General features: G+C 66.3%; 27 protein-coding genes. 13 read left to right on the forward strand and 14 right to left on the reverse strand.

Annotation, left to right across the window (positions count from 1 at the left end; translation table 11 throughout):
* Positions 1-61: 61 nt before the first annotated feature.
* The 3 genes from pstS to M2432_RS03725 form a co-directional block, all read right to left on the reverse strand.
* Complete coding sequence (gene pstS / locus M2432_RS03715; RefSeq protein ID WP_280825411.1) at positions 62-1,195, reverse strand: phosphate ABC transporter substrate-binding protein PstS; 1,134 nt, start codon at positions 1,193-1,195, stop codon at positions 62-64.
* Between the two features lie 260 nt (positions 1,196-1,455).
* Positions 1,456-2,325: a mycothiol synthase gene (gene mshD, locus M2432_RS03720; RefSeq protein ID WP_280825412.1), complete on the reverse strand. Its 870-nt coding sequence runs from the start codon at positions 2,323-2,325 to the stop codon at positions 1,456-1,458.
* On the reverse strand, positions 2,322-3,101 hold the full coding sequence (locus tag M2432_RS03725; protein ID WP_280825413.1) for a response regulator transcription factor: 780 nt from the start codon (positions 3,099-3,101) through the stop codon (positions 2,322-2,324). The genes mshD and M2432_RS03725 overlap by 4 nt, the downstream gene beginning before the upstream one ends.
* Before the next feature lie 202 nt (positions 3,102-3,303).
* On the opposite strand from M2432_RS03725, the gene lmeA reads away from it, so the two are divergent.
* The 6 genes from lmeA (at position 3,304) to M2432_RS03755 (ending at position 7,405) form a co-directional block, all read left to right on the forward strand.
* The gene (lmeA, locus tag M2432_RS03730) at positions 3,304-4,119 is read left to right on the forward strand and encodes a mannan chain length control protein LmeA (protein WP_280825414.1); all 816 of its coding nucleotides are present in this window, start codon (positions 3,304-3,306) and stop codon (positions 4,117-4,119) included.
* Positions 4,116-4,544 carry a thioredoxin family protein gene (locus tag M2432_RS03735; RefSeq protein ID WP_280825415.1) on the forward strand — a complete coding sequence of 143 codons (429 nt, stop codon included), beginning with the start codon at positions 4,116-4,118 and terminating at the stop codon, positions 4,542-4,544. The genes lmeA and M2432_RS03735 overlap by 4 nt, the downstream gene beginning before the upstream one ends.
* A 205-nt stretch (positions 4,545-4,749) precedes the next feature.
* Positions 4,750-5,232: a DUF4395 domain-containing protein gene (locus M2432_RS03740; RefSeq protein ID WP_280825416.1), complete on the forward strand. Its 483-nt coding sequence runs from the start codon at positions 4,750-4,752 to the stop codon at positions 5,230-5,232.
* Positions 5,233-5,266: 34 nt separating this feature from the next.
* The gene (locus M2432_RS03745) at positions 5,267-6,103 is read left to right on the forward strand and encodes a sulfurtransferase (protein WP_280825417.1); all 837 of its coding nucleotides are present in this window, start codon (positions 5,267-5,269) and stop codon (positions 6,101-6,103) included.
* A 1-nt stretch (position 6,104) separates the two neighbouring features.
* A complete protein-coding gene (locus M2432_RS03750) occupies positions 6,105-6,407 on the forward strand; it encodes a DUF1416 domain-containing protein (RefSeq protein WP_280825418.1) in 303 nt (100 codons plus the stop codon).
* A gap of 353 nt (positions 6,408-6,760) precedes the next feature.
* Positions 6,761-7,405: an FABP family protein gene (locus M2432_RS03755; protein ID WP_280825735.1), complete on the forward strand. Its 645-nt coding sequence runs from the start codon at positions 6,761-6,763 to the stop codon at positions 7,403-7,405.
* 303 nt (positions 7,406-7,708) lie between these two features.
* Here M2432_RS03755 and M2432_RS03760 read toward each other — a convergent pair whose 3' ends face one another.
* Positions 7,709-8,557: an aminotransferase class IV gene (locus M2432_RS03760; protein WP_280825419.1), complete on the reverse strand. Its 849-nt coding sequence runs from the start codon at positions 8,555-8,557 to the stop codon at positions 7,709-7,711.
* Positions 8,558-8,580: 23 nt separating this feature from the next.
* On the opposite strand from M2432_RS03760, the gene M2432_RS03765 reads away from it, so the two are divergent.
* Both M2432_RS03765 and M2432_RS03770 read left to right on the forward strand, forming a co-directional pair.
* Positions 8,581-9,672 carry a folate-binding protein YgfZ gene (locus M2432_RS03765; RefSeq protein WP_280825420.1) on the forward strand — a complete coding sequence of 364 codons (1,092 nt, stop codon included), beginning with the start codon at positions 8,581-8,583 and terminating at the stop codon, positions 9,670-9,672.
* A gap of 82 nt (positions 9,673-9,754) precedes the next feature.
* Positions 9,755-9,976 carry a DUF3073 domain-containing protein gene (locus tag M2432_RS03770; protein ID WP_280825421.1) on the forward strand — a complete coding sequence of 74 codons (222 nt, stop codon included), beginning with the start codon at positions 9,755-9,757 and terminating at the stop codon, positions 9,974-9,976.
* 40 nt (positions 9,977-10,016) lie between these two features.
* Here M2432_RS03770 and purM read toward each other — a convergent pair whose 3' ends face one another.
* The 4 genes from purM to purL form a co-directional block, all read right to left on the reverse strand.
* Entirely contained in the window at positions 10,017-11,099 is a 1,083-nt protein-coding gene (gene purM / locus M2432_RS03775) for a phosphoribosylformylglycinamidine cyclo-ligase (protein WP_280825422.1), read from the reverse strand.
* Positions 11,100-11,276: 177 nt separating this feature from the next.
* Positions 11,277-12,800, reverse strand: coding sequence for an amidophosphoribosyltransferase (gene purF / locus M2432_RS03780; RefSeq protein ID WP_280825423.1), 1,524 nt, complete (start codon positions 12,798-12,800; stop codon positions 11,277-11,279).
* A gap of 103 nt (positions 12,801-12,903) precedes the next feature.
* Positions 12,904-13,293 carry a sterol carrier family protein gene (locus tag M2432_RS03785; RefSeq protein WP_280825424.1) on the reverse strand — a complete coding sequence of 130 codons (390 nt, stop codon included), beginning with the start codon at positions 13,291-13,293 and terminating at the stop codon, positions 12,904-12,906.
* A gap of 51 nt (positions 13,294-13,344) precedes the next feature.
* The gene (gene purL / locus M2432_RS03790) at positions 13,345-15,633 is read right to left on the reverse strand and encodes a phosphoribosylformylglycinamidine synthase subunit PurL (protein ID WP_280825736.1); all 2,289 of its coding nucleotides are present in this window, start codon (positions 15,631-15,633) and stop codon (positions 13,345-13,347) included.
* Positions 15,634-15,758: 125 nt separating this feature from the next.
* On the opposite strand from purL, the gene M2432_RS03795 reads away from it, so the two are divergent.
* A complete protein-coding gene (locus M2432_RS03795) occupies positions 15,759-16,067 on the forward strand; it encodes a hypothetical protein (RefSeq protein WP_280825425.1) in 309 nt (102 codons plus the stop codon).
* Positions 16,068-16,069: 2 nt separating this feature from the next.
* On the opposite strand, the gene M2432_RS03800 is transcribed toward M2432_RS03795, so the two are convergent.
* Genes M2432_RS03800 through M2432_RS03810 form a run of 3 tightly spaced genes read right to left on the reverse strand, consistent with a single transcriptional unit; the run spans position 16,070 to position 18,085 of the window.
* Positions 16,070-16,438, reverse strand: coding sequence for a VOC family protein (locus M2432_RS03800; RefSeq protein WP_280825426.1), 369 nt, complete (start codon positions 16,436-16,438; stop codon positions 16,070-16,072).
* A 16-nt stretch (positions 16,439-16,454) separates the two neighbouring features.
* Positions 16,455-16,808 carry a VOC family protein gene (locus M2432_RS03805; RefSeq protein ID WP_280825427.1) on the reverse strand — a complete coding sequence of 118 codons (354 nt, stop codon included), beginning with the start codon at positions 16,806-16,808 and terminating at the stop codon, positions 16,455-16,457.
* A 14-nt stretch (positions 16,809-16,822) separates the two neighbouring features.
* Positions 16,823-18,085 carry a M18 family aminopeptidase gene (locus M2432_RS03810; RefSeq protein WP_280825428.1) on the reverse strand — a complete coding sequence of 421 codons (1,263 nt, stop codon included), beginning with the start codon at positions 18,083-18,085 and terminating at the stop codon, positions 16,823-16,825.
* A gap of 136 nt (positions 18,086-18,221) precedes the next feature.
* Here M2432_RS03810 and M2432_RS03815 point away from each other — a divergent pair, with 136 nt between their 5' ends.
* Both M2432_RS03815 and M2432_RS03820 read left to right on the forward strand, forming a co-directional pair.
* Positions 18,222-19,226: a Dyp-type peroxidase gene (locus tag M2432_RS03815; protein WP_280825429.1), complete on the forward strand. Its 1,005-nt coding sequence runs from the start codon at positions 18,222-18,224 to the stop codon at positions 19,224-19,226.
* Positions 19,223-20,020 carry a family 1 encapsulin nanocompartment shell protein gene (locus M2432_RS03820; RefSeq protein WP_280825430.1) on the forward strand — a complete coding sequence of 266 codons (798 nt, stop codon included), beginning with the start codon at positions 19,223-19,225 and terminating at the stop codon, positions 20,018-20,020. Before M2432_RS03815 ends, M2432_RS03820 begins: the two co-directional genes overlap by 4 nt.
* Before the next feature lie 3 nt (positions 20,021-20,023).
* On the opposite strand, the gene purQ is transcribed toward M2432_RS03820, so the two are convergent.
* A complete protein-coding gene (gene purQ, locus M2432_RS03825) occupies positions 20,024-20,698 on the reverse strand; it encodes a phosphoribosylformylglycinamidine synthase subunit PurQ (RefSeq protein WP_280825431.1) in 675 nt (224 codons plus the stop codon).
* Positions 20,695-20,934, reverse strand: a complete 240-nt coding sequence (gene purS, locus M2432_RS03830) for a phosphoribosylformylglycinamidine synthase subunit PurS (RefSeq protein ID WP_280825432.1) — start codon at positions 20,932-20,934, stop codon at positions 20,695-20,697. The genes purQ and purS overlap by 4 nt, the downstream gene beginning before the upstream one ends.
* A gap of 93 nt (positions 20,935-21,027) precedes the next feature.
* Between purS and M2432_RS03835 the strand changes: the two genes are divergently transcribed.
* Together M2432_RS03835 and M2432_RS03840 are read left to right on the forward strand one after the other, a co-directional pair.
* Complete coding sequence (locus tag M2432_RS03835) at positions 21,028-21,678, forward strand: MBL fold metallo-hydrolase (RefSeq protein WP_280825433.1); 651 nt, start codon at positions 21,028-21,030, stop codon at positions 21,676-21,678.
* 47 nt (positions 21,679-21,725) lie between these two features.
* Positions 21,726-22,280 (forward strand): phosphatase PAP2 family protein, encoded by a 555-nt coding sequence (locus M2432_RS03840; RefSeq protein ID WP_280825434.1) that lies wholly within the window; start codon positions 21,726-21,728, stop codon positions 22,278-22,280.
* Here M2432_RS03840 and M2432_RS03845 read toward each other — a convergent pair.
* Positions 22,277-23,917: an FAD-binding dehydrogenase gene (locus M2432_RS03845; RefSeq protein ID WP_280825435.1), complete on the reverse strand. Its 1,641-nt coding sequence runs from the start codon at positions 23,915-23,917 to the stop codon at positions 22,277-22,279. The genes M2432_RS03840 and M2432_RS03845 overlap by 4 nt on opposite strands.
* Between the last annotated feature and the right edge of the window lie 41 nt (positions 23,918-23,958).

The following is a 23,958-nucleotide window of genomic DNA, read 5'->3' on the forward strand; positions in this document are numbered from 1 at the left end:
CCTGAGGACGGCACCCGCTGGGATCCCGAGATATCGGGCTGCAGTGCCATGTGAACTCAAATCAAGAGATGGCGTTGATCGCCGTGGACAGTTTCGCCTGGAACTCAGCAGGCAACGGAATGTAGCCATTGTCGCTCAATCCGGTCTGGCCCGCACCGATTGTCGACGTCAGGAATGCCCTGACAGCCTTGCTGGTGTCGCCATCAGCGTACTTCGAGCACACGATCTGGTAGGTGGCCAGCACGATCGGGTAGGAACCGGCCTGCGTGGGCTTGTAGAACGTGGCGGTGTCGAGCACCAGGTCGTTGCCCTGGCCCTTGACCTTGGCCCCGGCGATGGTCTTGCCCACCGACTCGGTGCTGATGTCGACCGCGTCCGGTCCGGCCGAGGTGATGATCTTGGCGGTGGCCAGGTTCTGCGCCCTGGCGAACGACCACTCGTTGTAGGTGATCGAACCCGGAGTGCCCTTGATCGCCGCGGAGGTGCCCTCGTTGCCCTTGGCGCCTTCACCGATACCGCCGGCGAACGCCTTGCCCGCGCCCTTGCCCCAGGCTCCGTCTGACGCCGCGTCCAGGTACTTCTGGAAGTTGTCGGTGGTGCCGGACTCGTCACTGCGGAAGACGACGTGGATCGGGTCGGCCGGCAGGGTCACACCCTTGTTCAGTGCCGCGATGGCCGGGTCGTTCCAGGTCTTGATGGTGCCGTTGAAGATCTTCGCCGCGGTCGGACCGTCGAGCGCCAACGAGCTGACGCCGGGCACGTTGTAGGTGACGGCGATCGGGCCGAACACCACCGGCAGGTTCCACGCGTCCGAGCCGCAGCGGGCCTTGGCCTTGTCGTACTCGCCCTTCTTGGCGTTCAGCGGCGAGTCCGAACCACCGAAATCGGTCTGGTTGCCGACGAATTCACTGACACCGGCACCCGAGCCATTGGACGTGTAGTTCAGGGTGTAGCCCGGGCAAGCCTGCTCGTAGGCGTTGATGAACCGGGTCATCGCGTTGGACTGAGCGGTCGAACCGCTGGCCTTGAGCGTCTTCTTGCCACCACATTCGACCTTGGACGTCGAACCGCCGGCCGCGGCGTTGGCTCCGCCCGATGAGGCGTTGTTGTTGTTGTTGTCGCTGCCGCAGCCCGACAACGCCACCGCACCGGCAGCCAGCAAGCTCACGGAAACGGCCAATCGATTGAGCTTCACAGAACTCCCTCACAGAGTTGGGGTGACGACCGCTTCGTCTGCGTCACCGGTTTAGGCCGAGCACGAAACAGACGCTCCGCTGGGCGGATCGGTCTCCGTCCGGCACCAAAACGTAGGCAACCACTGTGAACGTCCACCGCTATCACCATGAACGGAAGATGAACCAAACTGGGAGCGCCCTGTCATCGGCACCGCACCCACTGTTTTGACGAACACCTCGATGGCGTCAGGCAGACCTGTGCACTGCCCTAAATTGTCCGCTAGCTGCGCGAATAGGCAACATCGGCGCGGTAGACCTCGAATCCGAGGCGCCGGTAGGTTTTCACCGCCGCGACGTTGTCGGCCTCCACATACAGCAACACCGTTCCTGCCGAACCCAGCACGTCAGCCAAGTGATGTAGACCAGCCAGGGTCAGCACGGCCCCTAAACCGCGACCCTGCGCTGCCGGGTCCACCCCGACGATGTAAACCTCGCCCAGTTCGGGCTCGCCGGCAGAGGCAGAGTGGACTTTGGTCCAGTGAAATCCCAGCAATCGCTGATCCTCATAAGCCAAGAACAGACCTTTGGGGTCGAACCATGGTTCGGCCCGGCGCTCGGCGAGGTCGGCTTCGGTCCAGCCACCCTGCTCCGGATGCCAAGAGAAGGCGGCGTTGTTGACTCGCAGCATTTCGTCGTCGGCATCGGGTCCGGGATAGGTGACCAGCGGCGGCCCGTCGGGCATCGGCGGCAGATCGGCCAGCGACCGACGCATCTGCAGAAGTTCGCGCACAGCGACCAAACCGAGTGCGGAGGCCGTCGCCTGCGCGGAGGCCAGGTTGCCGTGCGCCCAGATCTGGGTGCCCGGTCCCCCGGCGGCCAACCCGGTACGGATCAGTTCCGCACCGATCCCGCGGCGCCGCGCGTCGGGCGCAACAGTCGCCTCGGCCATCCCCGACGCCAGGTTCAGATAGCCGACCAGCGTGCCGTCTTCGTGCGCCAACAGGTGCCGGGTGCGGTCCAGGGGAAGTTCGCGCAACACCTGGTCGCCGACGGGGGCGACGCCGTCAGCTGCGGTCGCAGCAGCGATGAGCGCACGGATATCCGCCTGGTCCTCGGAGCTCAGTGGGGTGCGCCAGTCGATGGCCGTCACTGTGCGGGCATGGACTGGCGGGGCTCGGGAGCGCCATCGAAATCGGCCGGGTCCGCGCCGTCGTCGTCGTCCAGTTCGTCCGCGGGAGTGGCGCTGGGAGAACGGCCGCGCGACGGACGGACCGCTTTGTACCCGACGTTGCGGACGGTCCCGATCAGTGATTCATAGTCCGGGCCGAGCTTGGCGCGCAGTCGTCGGACGTGCACATCGACGGTGCGGGTGCCGCCGAAGAAGTCATAGCCCCACACTTCCTGGAGCAGCTGGGCCCGGGTGAACACCCGGCCGGCGTGCTGGGCCAGGTACTTCAGCAGTTCGAATTCCTTGTAGGTCAGGTCCAACGGTTTACCGCGCAGTCGCGCGGTGTAGGTGCCCTCGTCGATGACCAACTCGCCCAGGGTGATCTTGCCGGCGCTCTGCTGGTCGGCAACCCCGTTGCGCCGGCCCACCAGCAACCGCAATCGGGCATCGATCTCGGCCGGGCCGGTGCCGGGCAGCAGGATTTCGTTAATGCCCCATTCCACGTTGACCGCCACCAGGCCGCCCTCGTTGACCACTGCCACAACAGGAACGGACGCCCCTGTGCTGCCCAGCAGGCGACACAGCCCGCGGGCGGCGGCCAGATCGGTTCGGGCGTCGACGATCGCCACGTCGGCATTGCCGGCTTCCAGCAGTGCGGACACTTCGGCCGGGGCGGGCCGGACGTTGTGCGGCAGCAGTGCCAGCGCGGGCAGCACCGCTTCGGGATGCGGGTCGACGGTCAGAAGTAGAAGATCCAACGGTCCTCCAGTACGCCCGAGAGCTGTTGCAGTTCCCCGCCACGACCGCGTTGTCGCGGCTTCGGTGTCCCGATCAGCGCCGGAGATTCATGTCTTGCACGTGGCCGTTGCCGACCAAGATGACCTAACGATAGCGTGCCACCTGCGATTTAGCGGCGCAGAACCGCGACGCTGACCCTTGCAGCCCCGAGGCGAGGACCGCGTGGTCCAGAATGTCCGGATGCGCAAGGTGCTGGTCCGGCTTCTCGTCTCGCTATCTGCGCTGCTGTTACTGGCTGTGGGCACCGACTTCGGTTTCGCCATCTTCGCCGAGTACCGGATGGCCCGGAGCGTCCGTACTGCGGCACACCTTCAGTTCGATCCGTGGGTCGCGATCATCAGTTTCCCGTTCATCCCGCAGGCATTGCACCAGACCTACCGTCAGGTGGAGATCAAAGCCGGCGGCGTCACTCACCCCGTGGTCGGCAAGGCGTCGCTGGAGTCCACGCTGTACGACATGACCGCCACCCCGGCGTCCTGGCTCATCGGCCCCGACGCCACCCTGTCGGCCGCGAAAGTGGAGAGTCGGATCATCGTCGACTCCACCCACATCGGACGTTTCATGGGCATCAACGATCTGTTGGTGGAGGCGCCCACCAAGGACACCAACAATGCCACCGGCGGCACCACCGAATCCGGCATCTCCGAGAGCCACGGACTGGTGTTCACCGGAACTCCGCCCACCCCCGGCTCCGACAAGCGGGTCAGCGTCTCCGTCGATCTGTCCATCACCGGCGCCGACCACACCAACCTGGTGATGACAGCGACCGAGGTGCTGACCGGTCCGGGCACCGCCGACCAACCTGTGCCCGACGACCAGAAGGCCGCTGTCCTGCGCGCCTTCAGCATTACCATGCCGGGCATGAAGCTGCCGTTCGGACTGGCGCCCACCAGTGAGGGAGCCCGAGGTTCGGACGTCATCATCGAGGGCGTCGCCACGGGAGTAACCGTGCCACTCGATGGGTTCAGACAGTCATGAGTTCCACTGTTGTTCTGGTGCTGACGGTCCTGGTGGCGGCCTTCGGCGTCGCGTATGTGATCGGCCGCCTGCTGACCCTGCGGGCCGGGTTGGTCCGGGAGGTCCAGCCGGCCGAATCGGACGCCGAAATCGACCATTCTGATCTGGGCCTGTCCACCACCGGCCCGACTGTGGTGCATTTCAGCGCAACCTGGTGCGGACCGTGCGTGGCGGTGCGCCGAGTGGTCGACCAAGTGTGTGACGAACTCGGGGTGGCCCACGTCGAGATCGACATGGACGCCAATCCTGTTGCGGCACGACGGCTGTCGGTGCTGTCCCTGCCGACGACATTCGCCTTCGACGCCGACGGCCGACAGCGGTACCGCACCGCAGGCGTGCCCAAGGCCGCTGATCTGCGGTCGGCCTTGCAGCCGCTGTTGGCTTGATCACTGTGTCTTTAGGTAAGCTCTCTGCCGTGTCGACCCGCCTCGAGCTCCGGCTCACCCACCGCCGCGCAGTAGATCTGTGCCGCATTGCGGGTTGTTGCTGTTGTTGTTGCAGCCGCTGAGCAGCCGCGCCGTAGTTTTGCGCCGCGCTCCCAGCTGGCCCCTGTGGCACGCCCACACACCTTCCAACAACAGGAGCACTTCCATGTCGAACAATTCCCCCGCAGGCCAGCCCCAGCAGGTTGACGTGCGCGGTCCGCGTTCCGCCGCCTGGGTGACCACCGCCGTGCTGGTCGTAGCACTGCTGGTGTCAGCCGCCAGTCCGGCCGCAGCCGCCGTCGTGCTCGGCCTCCAGGCCGTGGTGTTCGCCGTCGGCGCCATAGGCGGGCCTCGCAAGCACCCGTACGGCCGCATCTTCGCCACGCTTGTTGCGCCCCGATTAGGCCCGGTGACCGAGAAAGAACCGATTCCGCCGCTGAAGTTCGCCCAGCTGGTCGGGTTGCTGTTCGCGGTGGCCGGTGCGGTCGGTTTCGGCGCCGGCATCACTGCGCTGGGTCTGACCGCTACCGCGTTCGCCTTGATCGCGGCATTCCTCAACGCGGCCTTCGGCATCTGCCTGGGCTGCCAGATCTACCCGTTGGTGGCGCGGCTGCGCCGCTCGACCATCCCTACCGCCCAACCCACCTGACCTCTGCATCTGAGCAACCGAAAGGAATTCGTACATGGCACGTTCTGACGTCCTGGTCTCGACCGAGTGGGCCGAGAACAACCTCAACACCGCCGGCGTGGTGTTCGTCGAGGTCGACGAGAACACCGCGGCCTACGACGACGAAGGTCACATCCCCGGCGCCGTCAAGCTCGACTGGCGCGACGATCTGCAGGACGCCGTGAAGCGCGACTTCATCGACCAGCAGCAGTTCTCGAAGTTGTTGAGCGACAAGGGCATCAGCAACGACGACACCGTGATCCTGTACGGCGGCAACAACAACTGGTTCGCGGCCTACGCGTACTGGTACTTCAAGCTGTACGGCCACGCTGACGTCAAGCTGCTCGACGGTGGCCGCAAGCGCTGGGAGCTCGATGACCGTCCATTGGTCAAAGAAACGACCCCGCGCGCGGCCACTTCGTACACCGCCGCGCCGCTGGACAACAGCATCCGCGCCTTCCGGGACGACGTGATCGCCGCGATCAACAACAAGAACCTGGTCGACGTCCGGTCCCCCGACGAGTTCTCGGGCAAGATTCTGGCCCCTGCCCACCTGCCGCAGGAGCAGAGCCAGCGCCCCGGCCACGTCCCCGGCGCCATCAACGTGCCGTGGAGCAGGGCCGCCAACGACGACGGCACCTTCAAGTCCGACGAGGAGTTGGCCAAGCTGTACGCCGACGCCGGCCTGGACGGCGAGAGAGAGACCATCGCCTACTGCCGGATCGGTGAGCGCTCGTCGCACACCTGGTTTGTTCTCCAGGAATTGCTCGGACACAAGAACGTTAAGAACTACGACGGCAGTTGGACCGAATACGGCTCCCTGGTGGGTGCCCCGATCGAGTTGGGAAATTGATATGTGCTCTGCACCCAAGCAAGGCCTGACGCTGCCGGCCAGCGTTGACCTGGAGAAGGAAACCGTGATCACCGGCCGCGTCGTCGACGGCTCGGGCCAGCCTGTCGGCGGTGCGTTCGTGCGCCTGCTGGACAGCACGGACGAGTTCACCGCCGAGGTCGTCGCGTCGGCCACCGGTGACTTCCGGTTCTTCGCCGCTCCCGGCACCTGGACGCTTCGTGCGCTGTCCAAGTTCGGCAACGGCGACGCGGTGGTCGCACCGTCCGGCGCGGGCATCCACGAGGTCGACGTCAAGGTCGCCTAGCGACGATCGACGATCAAGGCGAGGCACGAGCCGCTGAGGAGCGTGCCCGCGCGCACGCCTGACCCGACCTGACTGCAGTACCCCGTCTTTCGCGAGCGGGCGTGTTTGTACCCGGACACACTGTGTCGACAGGTGCAAATGCGCCCGTTCTCTGCGTTTGAGGTGACCAATTCGGCCCACCGAGTACCGACGAACTAGACTCCACCCGTGGTTCTTTTCTTCGAGATCATGCTGGTCGCGGCCTCGGTGGCCATCACCTGGTTCGCGTTGTACGCGCTCTACCGGCTGATCACCGACGAGTCGTGACGACCGAAGGCCCCGACGTCCCCAACGCCCCGGACGCTGAGTCCGGAGTGGTCACCGGGTCAGGTGACCGTGCGATCGCGGCCGCGGCCGAGCGCGCCAAGGCTACGGCCGCACGCAACGTCCCCGGCTTCGACGACCTGCCGCTGCCGGCTGACACCGCCAACCTACGTGAGGGTGCCCACTTCAACGACGCACTGCTGGCGCTGTTGCCGCTTGTGGGCGTCTGGCGTGGCGAAGGCGAGGGCCGCGACGCTCACGGCGACTACCGGTTCGGCCAGCAGATCATCGTGTCGCACAACGGCGACGATTATCTGAATTGGGACGCCCGGTCCTGGCGGCTGGACGATTCCGGCGGCTACGCCGGCCCGGGCCTACGCGAGACAGGTTTCTGGCGCTTCGTCAACGACCCGACCGATCCGGCAGGCGCGGACGAGTCCCAGGCCATCGAGTTGCTGCTGGCGCACTCGGCCGGCTACGTCGAATTGTTCTACGGCGGCCCGCTGAACCAGGCCTCGTGGGAGCTGGCCACCGACGCACTGGCCCGCAGTAAGTCGGGCATGCTGGTCGGCGGGGCCAAGCGGCTCTACGGGATCATCGAGAACGGCGACCTGGCCTATGTCGAGGAGCGGGTCGACGCCGACGGTGGTCTGACCCCGCACCTGTCAGCCCGCCTCTCCCGCTACGTCGGCTGACTTCCCGACCAAACGGACAAGCGGGCCGCAAAGTTCGGGTAGAAGCGGCCATTTCGTCGATCTCGGCGCTACCGCTCAGATGCACTGAGCCGCTCCAGAAATGGAGCGGCCCCCGAGCCGTGGTTCCTGGTTGGACAGACCGGAAGGCTCGGGGGCCGGGTGGCTGCGGGTATTCGCGAGCGCGCTCAGGCGAATAGCCCCGCGCTACTAGCTAGCAGCCACCTCACATGTCCTCAAAGCTATCAATTTGTCGGACCACCTCCTTCCCTGTGTACGTGCGACCGTACTCCCGCTCACCAGGGGCTACAACCGATTTTTCGCCCTGTCAGCGCCCCCACCACCTATCCCGACGTCGATCAGTTCACGAATCAGACCGTCGAACGGCGACCCAGCCAACTCCACGCCGTCGAGGGTGTGCACCCGGGCCGCGAGGGTGATGCTCGACAACAACCAAAGCCCTTGTGCCGCCATCAGATCCGCGAGTTCGAGCCGTCGGTAACAGCACTCGATACCGCGCGCCGTAGCCGCGGCGAACAGTGCCTTCTGGGTGGTCGACGGCAAGATAGCGGGCGAATCCGGTGTCACCAGAATGGGTTTTGCGTCGATGCCGGTACCGGGCATCGCAATTACCACGGCCGACCGCGGCCCTTCCAGCACGGCACCGTCCAGGTCCAGAAATACGACATCCTCGGCGCCCAAATCTGCGGCATACCGCACCGCAGCCGAGTTCGCCGCGTAGGAAAGCGATTTCGCGGTCGCCAACGGCCAACGTGGCCGGCGCAGTGTCACCGCTACGACACCGGCCCGCCGCACTGTTGCCACGCGAGCCGACAACTCCGACACCATCGCGAAAGCCACCGGGGTCACCGCACCCCGCCCGAGAATCAGCCGCAGTACGGCCTCCCCCGTCACCGTCCTGCGGCTGACGGCAGCATCAGCGGCGGCGCGCCACAACTGTTTGTCAGGGCATCGGAGCCCGACCAGCGCGGCCGATTCGGCCAACCGCCGCAGGTGCTCGTCCAGCAGGCACACGCGTCCCGCACGCACCAGCAGCGTCTCGAACACTCCATCGCCCCGCGTGAATACCGGGTCGTCGGCGCACACCTCGGCCGTGCAGCCCTCAAGCGCGACGACGGCATCCGAGGCTGACACGACGACGAGGTTAGCCTGAGGTCATGAATGCAGTTCCCGCCCCTGAATCCGGGCCTGACGCCGGCGCAGTCTGGCACTACGGCGACCCACTGGGGGAACAACGCGCCGCCACCACCGAGGCCGTCGTGGTCGACCGCGGCCACCGCGCCACCATCGAACTGACCGGCGCCGACCGTCAGACCTGGCTGCACAGCATCTCCAGCCAACATGTCAGCGCGCTGCACGACGGCGCCGTCGTGCAGAACCTGAGCCTGGATGGACAGGGCCGGGTCGAAGACCACTGGCAGCAGACTGAACTGAATGACGCCACCACCCTGGACACCGAGTCCTGGCGTGGGCAACCGCTGGCTGACTTTCTGCGCAAGATGGTGTTCTGGTCGAAGGTCGAGGTGACGCCGACGGATTTGGCGGTGCTTTCACTGCTCGGCCCGGCGGCCAACGAATTGGACCTGCCGGCCCCGGCCGACGAGTGGCGCGCCGCAGCCCTGCCGGACGGCGGTTTTGTGCGCCGCGTCGGCCCGCAGCAGCTGGATCTGGTGGTACCGCGCGCTGAGAAGGTGCAGTGGCTGCAGCGGCTCGCTCAGGCCGGCGTACGGCCTGCCGGTGTCTGGGCCTACGAAGCGCTGCGCGCGGCCGCCCGGATACCGCGGCTGGGCGTCGACACCGACGAGCGCACCATCCCCCACGAAGTCGGCTGGATCGGTGGCCCCGGCGTCGGCGCCGTGCATCTGGATAAGGGGTGCTACCGGGGTCAGGAGACCGTGGCGCGGGTCCACAATCTGGGCAAGCCGCCCCGCATGCTGGTCTTGCTGCATCTGGACGGTGGCTCCGACCGGCCTACGACGGGTGACCCGGTGCTGGCTGGCGGCCGTGCGGTCGGCCGGCTGGGCACCGTCGCCGACCATGTCGACCTCGGTCCGATCGCGCTGGCTCTGATCAAGCGCGCCGTGCCCGCCGACACCGCCCTGACCACGGGCGGGGACGTCGAGGTACCCGCAGTGATCGATGCGGACTCGCTTCCGACCGACGATGGAGTCGGTGCCGGCCGCCTGGCAGTGGAGCGACTGCGTGCCGGTGAGGGTGGCCTTCCAGCATCACCGCGCCCGGCACGGTAAGGTGTTGGCAGGACAATAAACACACTCAGATCGGAGCCGCCTGAACACCGGGCCGCTCCGTTATTGCGCGAGGGGGTCCCCCATGGGCCGCGGCCGGGCAAAGGCAAAGCAGACCAAGGTTGCTCGTGACCTTAAGTACAGCTCACCGCAGACCGATTTCGGTCGGCTGCAAAGGGAGCTGTCGAATGACCCCGTTGGATTTAACGGTGGCGCTCACGGCAACCTTGATGACGATCTTGATGACGATCTCGAACACGATTCGGCCGGCCGCTGGGCCGTACCCGACGACGACTGGCGTCATTAGTCACCGATTGCAGGTCCAGCGCCCGCAACTGACCCGAAGGTCAGAATCGCGGGTGCTGGCCTACCAGTTCAGCTCGGACGCTGCCCTTGCCGCCCTTCTTGACGGTGCCCAGGGTCCAGCAGTTCAAGTGACGTGCGGTCAGAATCGCCAGCGCGCGGTCGGTGTCCTCCGGCGCGACGACGGCGACCATGCCGACACCCATGTTGAAGGTCTTCTCCATCTCGGCACGCTGGACGCGGCCGCGCTGGGCGATCATCTGGAACACCGGTGCCGGCGTCCAGGTGCCCCGGTCCAGTTCGGCGACCAGCCCGTGCGGGATGACCCGCTCGAGGTTGCCGGCCAGTCCGCCACCGGTGACGTGGCAGAAGGTGCGCACCTGGGTCTCGGCGGCCAGTGCCAGGCAGTCCTTGGCGTAGATCCGCGTGGGTTCAAGCAGTTCCTCACCCAGAGTGCGGCCGAACTCTTCAACATGAGCGGTCAGGTTCATGCGATCGATGTCCAGCAGCACCTTGCGAGCCAGCGAGTAGCCGTTGGAGTGCAAGCCGGTCGCCGCCATCGCGATGATCACATCGCCAGGCTTGACCCGTTCGGGGCCCAGCAGGTCGTCGGCTTCAACGACGCCGACTCCGGTGGCCGAGATGTCGTAATGGTCCGGCTCCATCAGGCCGGGATGCTCGGCGGTCTCGCCGCCCAGCAGCGCACAGCCGGCCTGCACGCAGCCCTCGGCGATGCCGGAGACGATCTCGGCAACCCGCTCGGGCACGGTACGACCGACCGCAATGTAGTCCTGTAGGAACAGCGGCTCGGCTCCGCACACCACGAGGTCGTCAACCACCATCGCCACCAGGTCGATACCGACCGTGTCGTGCTTATCCATGGCCTGCGCCACTGCGAGCTTGGTGCCAACCCCGTCGGTCGAGGACGCCAGCAGCGGCTCACGGTATCCGGCTTTCAGGCTGAACAGCCCGGCGAAGCCGCCGAGCCCGCCGCGCACCTCGGGGCGGGTTGCCCGCTTGGCATGGGGTTTGAACAGTTCGACGGCGCGATCGCCGGCCTCGATGTCGACCCCCGCTGCTGCGTAGGAAGCGCCGATCGATTCAGCTCGCTCATCCTGGCTAGTCATCGGCCTCAAGGCTACCGGTCCAACCCGAACAGCAGGCAATGCGGTCGGGGCGGTGAGACGCGGCTGGGCCGTCGCGGAAAGGCGACTGCGGCCGAGCCGTCAAGGACGCCACGACGGCCGAGCCGTCAAGGACGCCACGACGGCCGAGCCGTCAAGGACGTCACGACGGCTGAGCCGTCAAGGACGTCGGAGCGCCGATACGTTGTCGTTGTCGGACGCCAGCGGCATTCCGTTGCGGGCCGCCGAGGCCAGCATGTGTTCGACGACGTTCTTGCCCAGCGCCGATTCGCCCGGCAGCTCGATCGGATAGTTCCCGTCGAAGCAGGCCGAGCACAGTCGGCTGGCAGGCTGCTCGGTGGCCGCGATCATTCCCTGCAGGCTGATGTAGCCCAGGCTGTCGGCGCCGATGGCGTGCCGGACGGCCTCGAGCATCTCGCCTTCGTCCTCAACCGCGTTGGCGATCAGTTCGGCCGGGGTGGCGAAGTCGATGCCGTAGAAACACGGCCACTTGACCGGCGGCGACGCGATCCGAACATGCACCTCGACGGCGCCTGCCTCACGCAGCATGCGGATCAGAGCACGTTGGGTGTTACCGCGGACGATCGAGTCGTCCACCACGATCAGCCTCTTGCCGCGGATGACTTCCTTGAGCGGGTTGAGCTTGAGTCGAATACCCAGCTGCCGAATAGTCTGAGACGGCTGGATGAAGGTGCGGCCGACGTAGGCGTTCTTCATCAGACCCTGACCGAACGGCACGCCCGATTCCTGCGCGTAGCCAACCGCAGCGGGGACGCCGGATTCCGGCACACCGATCACCAGGTCGGCCTCGACCGGCTTCTCCCGGGCCAGCCGGCGACCGATATCGACGCGGGCTGCGTGCACAGACCGGCCGGCGATGGTGCTGTCCGGGCGAGCCAGGTAGACGTACTCGAAGACGCAGTTCTTGGGCTCAGGGTTGGCGAACCGCGTGGAACGGACGCCGTCGGCGTCGATGGCCAGCAGCTCGCCGGGCTCGATGTCGCGGACGAACGAGGCACCGACGATGTCCAGCGCGGCGGTCTCGGAGGCCACCACCCAACCGCGGTCCAGCCGGCCCAGCGACAGCGGGCGCACGCCATACGGGTCACGGGCGGCATACAGGGTGTTCTCGTCCATGAAGGTCAGGCAGAACGCTCCGCGCACGGTGGGCAGCAGGTCCAGGGCGGCCTGTTCCAGCGTCGCGTCGGCCGCTCCGTGGGCCAGCAGAGCGCCCAGGATGTCCGAGTCTGTGGTGGCCGATACAGTGCCACGCGAATTGATCAGTCCGGATTCCCGTGCCCGGGCGGCCAACTCAGCGGTGTTGACCAGGTTTCCGTTGTGGCCCAGGGCAACTCCGGTGCCGGCTGCGGTGTTGCGGAACACCGGCTGCGCGTTCTCCCACGTGGTCGAGCCGGTGGTGGAGTATCGGCAGTGTCCGACGGCGACGTGGCCGTGCATGGCGGCCAGGGTCTGCTCGTCGAAAACCTGGCTGACCAGACCGAGATCCTTGAATACCAGAATCTGGGATCCGTCGGCCACGGCGATGCCTGCCGCTTCCTGTCCTCTGTGCTGTAGCGCATAAAGGCCGTAGTAAGTGAGTTTTGCCACATCCTCGCCAGGAGCCCAAACCCCGAAGACGCCGCATTCCTCGCGTGGATCGTTTTCAGTCTCTTCGCAGGTCACGATATGGGTGCTCCGTAGGGGCGGTTGGGTGACTGTAGCCAGTCTACGGGGAAGACCAGGGTCGACAGCAACCGCAGCCGTTCACGTGTCAGTCACACTTTTGTCAGTCCAGTGTCACCAGCGGCAACCAGTCGGCCACCTCGCCGGCTCGTGATCCAGACATCTGCAGCACGCCCCCGTCGACGGCTTCGGTCATGGTGAGTTGCCCGGTCGCGAGCAGCAGCCACGTGCGCGGGTCTGTCTCGACCACGTTCGGCGGATTGCCGCGAGTGTGACTGAGCCCCGAAATGCATTGCACCGCAACAAACGGCGGCACCCTGAGTTCGACGGAGGCCCCCGGTGCGACAGCGGCCAGGGTGCGGGCCGTCAAGCGGGTGGCCTCAGCCAGGGCGATGCGGTCCGGGGCCTCGGCGCCTGGGTCACGCAGCCAGTCGGCCAGCCGCAGCACCGCGGCCCGGGTCTGGCCCGGCTCCGGTGCCTTACGCCCGACCATCAGCGATCTGTGCACGATTTGGTGCGCTGAGCGCACCTCTTCATGCACAACTCACTCATGGGAGAACAATGCGGGCAGCACGGATTCGGACACCCCGCGCAGTTCGTCGAGCGTGACGCTGAAATGCCCCTGCACCTCCACGGAATCGCTGCCCGAATCCACCACGCCGATGCGAACAGCCGGTAGCTCACGCGCTTCGCACATCGCCATGAACCGGCTCTCCTCGGTGCGCGGGACAGCGACCAGCACCCGGCCCGACGATTCGGAGAACAGTTGAACAAAGGCGTCGGCGGCTGATTCACATCCGGAGGGCAGCAGGACCCGGCAACCGGTCTCGCCGGCCAGCGCCGCCTCGACGACGGCCTGGATCAGCCCGCCCTCGCTCAAGTCATGCGCCGCGGACAGCAGCCCGTCGCGCGAACCGGCGGTCAGCACCTCGGCGATCAGCTTCTCCCGGGCCAGGTCGACCTTGGGCGGCACGCCGCCGAGGTGGTCGCCGGTCACCTGGGCCCACACCGAGCCGTCGAACTCGTCGTGGGTGTCGCCGAGCAGGATCAGCGTCTCCCCCGGTTCGGTGCCGAAGCCGGTCGGGATACGGCGGTGCACATCGTCGATCACGCCCAGCACCCCGACCACCGGGGTCGGCAGGATCGCCGTCGACCCGGTCTGGTTGTAGAAGCTGACGTTGCCGCCGGTGACCGGAATGCCAAGGGCCGCACAGCCATCGGCGAGACCACGCACGGCCATCGAGAACTGCCACATAACACCCGGGTCCTCCGGGGAGCCGAAGTTGAGGCAGTTGGTGACGGCGACCGGAGTGGCGCCGGTGACCGCGACATTCCGGTACGCCTCGGCCAGCGCCAGCTGCGCACCGGTGTACGGGTCGAGCTGGGTGTAGCGGCCCGACGCGTCGGTCGAGACGGCGATGCCGCGGCCAGTGGTCTCATCGATGCGCAGCACGCCGCCGTCGGCATGTTCGGCCAGCACGGTGTTGCCGCGGACGTAGCGGTCGTACTGCTCGGTGATGAAAGCCCGGCTGCACAGGTGCGGGCTGCCCACGAGCTGCAGCAGGGTGGCCTTGAGCTCATCGCCGGTCTTGGGCCGCGGCAGCTTCGCCGAGGTGTCGGCGATCAGCGCGTCCTGACTGTCCGGGCGCTGCACCGGCCGCTGGTAGACCGGGCCCTCGTGGGCGACGGTTCGCGGCGGCACATCGACGACGGTCTCGCCGTGCCACGTGATGCGCAGTCGGTCGCCGTCGGTGACCTCACCGATGACGGTGGCCAGCACGTCCCACTTGCGGCAGACGGCCATGAAGGCATCGACGTTCTCCGGTGTGACGACGGCGCACATGCGCTCCTGCGATTCACTGGAGAGCACTTCGGCCGGGGTCATGCCGGTAGCGCGCAGCGGCACCTGGTCCAGTTCGATGTGCATGCCACCGTCACCGGCGGATGCCAATTCTGAAGTGGCGCAAGACAATCCGGCACCACCCAGGTCCTGGATGCCGACCACCAAATGGGCTGCGTACAGCTCCAGACAGCACTCGATCAGCACCTTTTCAGTGAACGGGTCACCGACCTGAACCGAGGGCAGCTTCTTGCGGCCGGCCCCGGACTCGTCCCCCGAGAACGTGTCCGACGCCAGGACCGAGACACCGCCGATGCCGTCCAGTCCGGTGCGCGCACCGAACAGGATGATCTTGTTGCCGGTACCCGACGCGAATGCCAGGTGCAGGTCTTCCTTGCGCAGCGCGCCGACACACAGCGCGTTCACCAACGGGTTGCCGGCGTACGACGGGTCGAAAATGGTCTCGCCACCAATGTTGGGCAGCCCCAACGAGTTTCCGTAGCCGCCGATGCCGCGGACTACGCCGTCGAGCACCCGGCGGGTGTCGGGTGCGTCGGCCGCGCCGAAGCGCAGCTGGTCCATGACGGCGACCGGCCGGGCACCCATGGCCATGATGTCGCGGACGATGCCGCCGACGCCGGTGGCCGCGCCCTGGTAGGGCTCGACGTACGACGGGTGGTTGTGGCTTTCGACCTTGAAGGTGACGGCCCAGCCATCACCGATGTCGACGACGCCGGCGTTCTCGCCGATTCCGGCCAGCATGCCGGCCCGCATCTCATCGGTGGTGGTCTCCCCGAAGTAGCGCAGATGCACCTTGGAGGATTTGTAGGAGCAGTGCTCGCTCCACATGACCGAGTACATGGCGAGCTCGGCGTCGGTGGGGCGCCGGCCCAGGATCTCGCGGATGCGCTGGTACTCGTCGTCCTTGAGACCAAGCTCGCGGTAGGGCTGCGGCTGATCGGCGGATGCTGCGGCGCGCTCGACGGTGTCCACTTCGGGTGCGTTACCAGTCACGGAAACAGTCTAGAGAGCGACGACGACTACTACCCGACTGCACTCACAGCTGGCAGCTAACCAACACAAACCCGGGCCTTAACCAGCGGATTTAGTGTGGCCAGATGAAACTCCACATCGGTGTCAGCCGGCCCACCGTCGCGGTGTTTGCCGTGGTGGTGGCGCTGGTGGTCATATGCGCCGGCGCGATTCTGGTCGCGTCAACCGCCTGGCGTGCCGAGTCCGAGCGGTCGGTCACAACCAACGTCCGATTGCTTGACGACTCCGACGATCAGACCCAGCAGCAATTGATCGACGAGCAGCAGATGATCGCCTCGCAACAGCAGGCCGAAGAACAGAACGAACTGGCCCAGCAAGAAGCTCAGCAGGCTGAGCAGCAAGGCCTGCTGGTCGAGCAGCAGGCCGGCCAGTAGTCCTAATCCGGGATCAAGGTGGTTATGCAGAACGGGTGACCGGCCGGGTCGATCAGTACCCGCCAACTATCCGGGTTAGGCTGAACTTCGGCTTTGGTGGCACCGAGTCCCAGGATCCGGGTTTCGGCGGCGGCAAGGTCGTCGACCGCCAATTCCAGGTGCAACTGCTTGGGCACGGGTCCGTCGGGCCAGCTTGCCGGACGATGGTCCGCCACGCGCTGGAACGTCAACAGCACGCCCGAACCCTTGAGCGCGACGAATTCCGGGGTGGAGAACATCTCCTCCAGCTCCAACATCTTCTGGTAAAAACCGGACAGCTCAATCGGATCGGCGCAGTCGATCGAGACCGCGCCCAGTCGAATATCGGCCATTAGCTTCTCCTTTGGTTCACGCCGCGCCGGCGATACAGAACGCGTTGCCCTCGGGGTCGGCCAACACCACCCAACGCGCTTCATACCCGAAGGCGTGCCGCTCGGTTTCCGTCGCGCCGGCAGCCTTGAGCCGATCCACCTCCGGCTCGATGTCACCTTCCAGATGGAAGTCCAAGTGCAGCCGGTTCTTTCCCGGGGTCGGCTGGTCAACCTTCTGGAAGCCCAGGTTCACGCCTTCGGTCATGTTCACCACGAAGAACTCTCCCGGCATCAGCGCATGCACGCTGCCGCCGAATTGCGCGGCCCACCAGTCGGCCAGCTCTGCGGGGGCCGCACAGTCGAAGGTGACCATCTCCACTTTGAACGCCATGGCCTGACTGTAGGTCAGGCGGGTGACAAGAAAGCCCCGAGCGCGGCGGAGTACGCGGCCACATCGTCGGCACCCATCAATTCGCGCGCCGAATGCATGGCCAATTGCGCGGCACCCACGTCGACCGTCGGGATGCCCGTACGAGCGGCGGTCATCGGGCCGATGGTCGACCCGCACGGCAGGTCCGCACGATGTTCGTAGCGCTGCAACGGAACTCCGGCCTGCGCGCAGGCCAACGCAAACGCGGCGGCGGTTCGTCCGTCAGTGGCGTAGCGCAGGTTCGGCTGGACCTTCAGCACCGGGCCTGCGTTGACCTCGATCAGGTGGCCGGGCTCGTGCCGATCGGGGTAGTTCGGGTGGGTGGCATGAGCCATATCCCCGGAGGCCACCATCGACCCGGCCATCCGGCGCAGCAGGTCCTCCCGGGTTCCGCCGGAGGCCAACACTATCCTCTCCAAAACCGTTGGCAAAAAATCTGATTGGGCGCCATGGTCCGATGTCGAACCGACCTCCTCGTGGTCGAACAACGCCAGTACTGGAACAAATGCCGAAGACTCAGGGACCGCCAGGAAGGCTTCCAAGCCCGCGTAGCACGTGCCCTGGTTGTCCAGCCTTGGCGCACTTACCAATTCGTTGCTCGCGCCGACGAGTGACGAGAGCGCAAGGTCGTGGGTCATCAAGTCGGCAGCCAGCACATCGGCAGCGTCGACCCCGGCGCGCTCGGCGACGAAAGCCAGGAAATCCCGTGTCCCGGTGCCCACGCCCCACACCGCGTTGACGTGCCGCTGCGGGTCCAGGCTGACGCCTTTGCGGTCGTCGGAAAGGTGAATGGCCAGCTGCGGCACTCGCAGGATCGGATCGTCGACGCGGACCAGAATGTCCTCGACGGCACCACTTCGGCGCACCGAGAGCCGTCCGCTGATACCGAGATCACGGTCCAGCCAGGAGTTCAGCCAGGCCCCGCCGTAGGGCTCCAAGGCCACCACCTGCCAGCCGGACACGAACCGGTCCGGGTGCTGCTTGACCCGCAGGTTGGGGCTGTCGGTATGGCCACCGACGATCCGGAACGGAAGCGGATCGTCAGTCGTCTTCCAGGCCACCAACGAGCCTGCCCGCTCGGTGAAATACGAGCCCACGCCGGTCGGCCAGGCGTTGGTCTCGACCAGTTCGGTGAAGCCGGCGTCGCGCAGGCGTCCCGCCACCGTCAGACAAACATGGAACGGCGACGGCGACGCATCAATGAACTGACAAAGGCCAGCGGCAGAAGCTCGGGTCATGGCCAGGAAATCTACGCCGTCGGCTGATGACGCTCGCTCGCCGTTCACCATGGCGGCCAACGAACCGGTCCGGGCGCGCGTGCGGTCTCGAACCAGTTACCCAGAAATCCGACCGTGTTGCCGCTAGGGTCGCTTCGTGGGTCCAGCCAAGCCGCAACCCGTCCTGACGCCATTGACGTCCGCGGCGATCTTCCTGGTCGCCACCATCGATGACGGCGCCGAGTCCCTCGTACGCGATGCGCTATCCGGTCTGTCCGGTCTGGTGCGCGCTGTCGGATTCCGCACGCCGGCAAGCAATCTGACCTTGGCGACGTCGATCGGATCGGACGCCTGGGACCGGTTGTTCAGCGGACCGCGGCCGGCCCAGCTGCACCCGTTCCCGGAGTTGCAGGGGGCACGCCACCACGCCCCGTCGACGCCGGGCGATCTGCTGTTCCACATCCGGGCCAACGCCATGGATGTGTGCTTTGAGTTGGCCGGCCGGATTCTGCGCCCGCTCGACGGGGCGGTGACCGTGGTCGACGAGGTGCACGGGTTCAAGTTCTTCGAGAACCGGGATCTGCTGGGATTCGTCGACGGCACGGAAAACCCTGATGGGCCCGACGCGGTGACGGCCGCGCAAGTCGGTGCCGGCGATCCCGAATTCGCCGGTGGCAGTTACGTGCACGTGCAGAAGTACCTGCACGACATGACGTCCTGGGAGTCGCTCAGCGTTACCGAGCAGGAGCGGGTGATCGGCCGCTCCAAGCTTGAAGACATCGAGATGGACGATGACGTCAAGCCGCCGAATTCACACCTGGCGCTCAACGTGATCAGTGACGCCGACGGCAACCAGCTGCAGATCGTGCGGGCCAACATGCCGTTCGGCCGAGTCGGCTCAGGCGAATTCGGCACGTACTACATCGCGTATTCGGCGGACCCCGATGTCACCGAACGGATGCTGCGCAACATGTTCATTGGTGACCCGCCTGGCAATACCGACCGCATCCTGGATTTCTCCATACCAGTCACAGGCGTGCTGTTCTTCACTCCGACAACGGATTTCCTCGATGATCCCCCGGCGCTACCCGCCGCGGCACCCGCCACCACTGAGTCCACAGACACCATGTCCATCGGCAGCCTGAAAGGTCAACCGCAATGAACAACCTGTACCGCGAACTCGCGCCTGTTACTGCCGTCGCGTGGGCACAGATCGAAGAAGAAGCGGGCCGGACCTTCAAGCGGCACATCGCCGGACGACGGGTTGTCGACGTGAGTGATCCAGGCGGGCCGACCGCCGCCGCGATCAGCACCGGCCACCTGGTGGGTATCGGATCGCCCGGGGACGGCGTAGAGGCACACCTGCGGGAGGCCCGGTCGCTGGTGCGGCTGCGGGTGCCGTTCACGGTGTCCCGCCAGGCCATCGATGACGTCGAGCGGGGCGCACAGGATTCAGACTGGGACCCGGTGAAGGAGGCCGCGAAGAACCTGGCGTTCGCCGAGGACCGGGCCATCTTCGAGGGCTATCCGGCGGCCCAGATCGAGGGCATCCGGGCGTCCAGTTCCAATCCGGCGCTGGCTCTGCCCGACGACCCGCGCGGCTACCCCGACGTCATCGCCCAGGCGCTGTCCGAGCTGCGCCTGGCTGGTGTCGATGGCCCGTACTCGGTGCTGTTGTCGGCCGAGGCGTACACGAAGGTCAGCGAAACCACCGAGCACGGCTACCCGTTGCGCGAGCACCTGAACCGGCTGGTCGACGGTGACATCATCTGGGCGCCGGCCATCGATGGCGCATTCGTATTGTCCACTCGCGGTGGCGATTTCGACCTGCAGTTGGGCACCGACGTCGCGATCGGCTACCTGTCACACGATGCGGACGACGTGCAGCTGTACCTGCAGGAGACGCTGACGTTCCTCTGCTACACCGCTGAAGCGTCGGTGGCGCTGAGTGTCTGACGGCTAAGCCGTCAGGACCGCATCAAGCGCTGAGAAGAACATCCCCAGCCCGTCGTCTGACGGGCCGGTCAGCGCCTCGGTGGCGTGCTCGGGGTGCGGCATCAGGCCGACGACCCGGCCGTTGGCCGAGCTGACCCCGGCGATCGAGCGCATCGAGCCGTTCAGGTTGTCGCGGTACCGGAACACCACGCGGCCTTCGCCTTCGAGTTGGTCGAGCACCTTTTCCGATGCGACGTACCGGCCTTCACCGGACTTGAGCGGGATCAGGATGTCGGCGCCCGCCTCGTAGCGACTGCTCCATGCGGTCGAGGTGGCCGTCACCTCAAGCCAGACGTCGCGGCAGATGAAGTGCAGGCCCTCGTTGCGGGTCAGCGCGCCCGGCAGCAGCCCGGCCTCGCATAAGACCTGAAAACCGTTGCAAATCCCCAACACCGGCATGCCGTTAGCAGCAGCCTCGACCACCGACGCCATGACGGGTGCGAACTTTGCGATGGCGCCGCAGCGCAGATAGTCCCCATACGAGAAGCCGCCGGGCACGATCACCGCGTCAACACCCTTGAGGTCGGCGTCCGCATGCCAAAGGCTGACCGCCTCGCCGCCGACCGCGCGCACCGCCCGGGCCGCGTCGATGTCATCGAGCGTCCCCGGGAACGTGATGACACCTACTTTCGCAGTCACGCCTCCTCCCGGTGCACCGAGAAGTCCTCGATGACGGTGTTGGCCAGCAGCGTCTCGGCGATGTGCTCCAGCGTCTCGTCGGACACGCTGTCGTCGACCTCAAGCTCGAAACGTTTGCCTTGCCGCACATCCGAAATACCGGTCACCCCGAGACGCCCAAGCGCCCCGACGATCGCCTGGCCCTGCGGGTCCAGAATCTCGGCCTTGGGCATCACGTGCACAACAACGCGGGCCACGCGCGCTCCTTTGTTCGGGTCGGATTGCTCGGGGCTACTTTACCGGCGCCGGGAAATGCGGCGATGTCGACCAAGCAGGCCCAGAATGTAGGCATGGAGTTGACGCACTTCGGCCATTCCTGCCTACTGGCCCGGTTCCGCGACACTGACACTGAAACACAGGTGCTGTTCGACCCGGGCAACTTCTCCCACGGCTTCGAGGGCATCACCGGACTCGATGCCATCCTGATCACTCACCAGCATCCCGATCACGCCGATCCTGCCCGGCTGCCTGCACTGGTCGAGGCCAACCCGCAGGCCAAGCTGTACGCCGATCCAATGACCGCGGCCCAGCTGGGCGAGCCGTGGCAGGCGGTGCACGTCGGCGACACCCTGTCGATCGGCCACTTGACGGTGCGCGGCGCCGGCGGCAAGCACGCGGTCATCCATCCGGAGATCCCGATCATCGACAACATCTCGTACCTGGTCGGCGACGCCGGCCATCCGGCCCGGCTGATGCACCCCGGCGACGCGCTGTACGTGCCGGGCGAGCCCATCGAGGTGCTGGCCGCGCCGGCCGCTGCACCGTGGATGAAGATTTCCGAGGCCGTCGACTTCCTGCGGGCAGTCGCCCCGCAGCATGCTGTGCCCATCCACCAGGGCGTCGTCGCCGAGCAGGCCAAGGGCATTTATTACGGGCGCCTGACCGAGATGACGAACACCGACTTCCGGGTGCTCGCGCTCGAGAATGGCACGCAGTTCTGAACGCCCGGCGATTCCTGTGGTGGTGGCCGATAGTCGGCCTGACCGGCATGGTCGTGCTGGGCCTGTTGGTCGGGACCGGCGCGACGGCCGTCGATGGGTGGTTCGTCAGGGCGTCGCAGAAGTTGCTCGGCGCTGATCCGGTGTGGATGTTGGTGTTCAACCAGGTCTGGGTGCTGCTGCCGCTGCTCGCCGTGGCGGTGGCCATCACGCTGCGGCGACGGCAATGGCGGCTCGCGGTCGTGATGGCACTGTGCCCGCCGCTCGCGGTCGTCGGCGCCCGGGTGCTCAAGGTGTTTTTCGACCGGCGCTGGGAGGGCGTTCTGGCCTACCCGAGTGGTCACACCACAGCCGTCATCACCGTGGCGTCGATGTTGGTGCTGGCGCTGGGGGTCCGGTGGTGGACAGTCGCGGCCGCGGTCGTGTTCAGCATCATCGGCTCAATTGCCATGGCCAGCAATCCGTATCACTACTTCACCGACATCATCGGCGGGGCACTGTATGGCACCTCCATGGTGTGTCTGGCGGTGCTTGTCGCTGGGCCTGCGGCACCGTCAACCGCCCACGCGGCCGCCAGTCCGGGATTGACGCGCTCGCGGAACTAGCCGACAGCCCGGGCAGCGGCCCTCCCGGCTGCCCGCCCGGAGAAGATGCACCCGCCCAGGAACGTGCCCTCCAGCGCCCGGTAACCGTGCACGCCACCACCACCGAAACCAGCCGCCTCGCCCGCCGCGTACAGCCCGTCGAGCACTGCGCCGTCCGCCGTCAGCACCCGCGAGTCAAGATCGGTGTGCAAGCCGCCCAAAGACTTTCGGGTCAGGATGTGCAGTTTCACGGCGATCATCGGCCCGGCCTTGGGTTCGGTCAGCCGATGCGGCGGGGCGATCCGGGCGATTCGGTCCGGCAGATAGGTACGGGCCGCGCGGTACGCGATGGTCTGACCGTCGCTGGTGAGCTTGCTGGTCATCTCGCGGTCCCGTGCAGCCACCTCGGCTTCCACGGTCGCGTAGTCCAGTGGCACTACATCGGGCACGTCGTTCATCGCGGACACCAAGTCCCGCAACGAGTTTGCCGTCACGAAGTCCACACCCTGGTCGACGAAAGCACGCACCGGGCCAGGCCCGCCATTTCGGCTGCGCGAGAGCACTTCTCGCACATTCTTGCCGGTGAGGTCGGGATTCTGCTCCTGACCGGACAACCCGAACTCCTTGGCGATAATGCTTTGGTCCAGCACGAACCACGTGTAGTCGTAACCGGTTTGGCAGATGTACTCCAGCGTGCCCAAGGTGTCGTAGCCCGGGTACAGCGGGTCGGGCAATCGCTTACCGGTGGCATCCAGCCAAAGCGACGACGGCCCGGGCAGGATGCGAATGCCGTGCAGCGGCCAGACCGGGTCGTAGTTGGTGATGCCTTCGGTGTAATGCCACATCCGGTCGCCGTTGATGACACTGGCGCCGGCGGCCTCGCTGATGCCGAGCATCCTTCCGTCCACGTGGGCCGGCACCCCGGACAACAATTGGCCTGGGACCCGGCCCATCCGCGCCGGCCAGTTCTTGCGCACCAAGTCGTGGTTGCCACCGATGCCGCCACTGGCGACGATCACCGCTTGGCTACGGAACTCGAACTCCCCCAACACGTTACGTGACGACGCTTCGCCCCGGGCAGCAGCTGACGGCTCCAGCACCGCGCCGCGGACGCCGGTCACGGCGCCGTTCTCGACGATGAGTTCATCAACGCGATGCCGATGCGCGAACCTGACTTTGGCGTGCCCGACCACCCGTCGGGCGAAGACGTCGACCAACGCCGGACCTGTGCCCCAGGTGATGTGGAATCGGGGCAGCGAGTTGCCCGGCCCCCTGCCGTCCCACCCGCCGCGCTCGGCCCAGCCGACCAACGCGAAAGTCTGCAGTCGGCGCTCACGCAACCAACTGCGCTTCTCCCCTGCGGCGAAGTCCACGTAGGCGTGCGCCCACTGCCGGGGCCAGTGGTCCTCAGCACGGTCGAATCCGGCGGTGCGCAGCCAATCCTGCAGCGCCCGCTCGTAGCTGTCGCGAATGCCCATGCGCCGCTGTTCCGGGCTGTCGACGAAGAACAGACCGCCGAACGACCAGAACGCCTGGCCACCGATGTTGGCCTGGTTCTCCTGGTCGACAATCAGCACCGACTTGCCACGTTCGAGCAATTCGGCCGCGGCCACAAGTCCGGCCAGACCCGCCCCGACGACAATGACGTCTGCGTCCATGGGGCAACCGTAGCCCGCCCTCGCGGTGAGCGAGTCATGTG

Source organism: Mycobacterium sp. OTB74 (genome assembly GCF_029892685.1).
Classification (GTDB): domain Bacteria; phylum Actinomycetota; class Actinomycetes; order Mycobacteriales; family Mycobacteriaceae; genus Mycobacterium.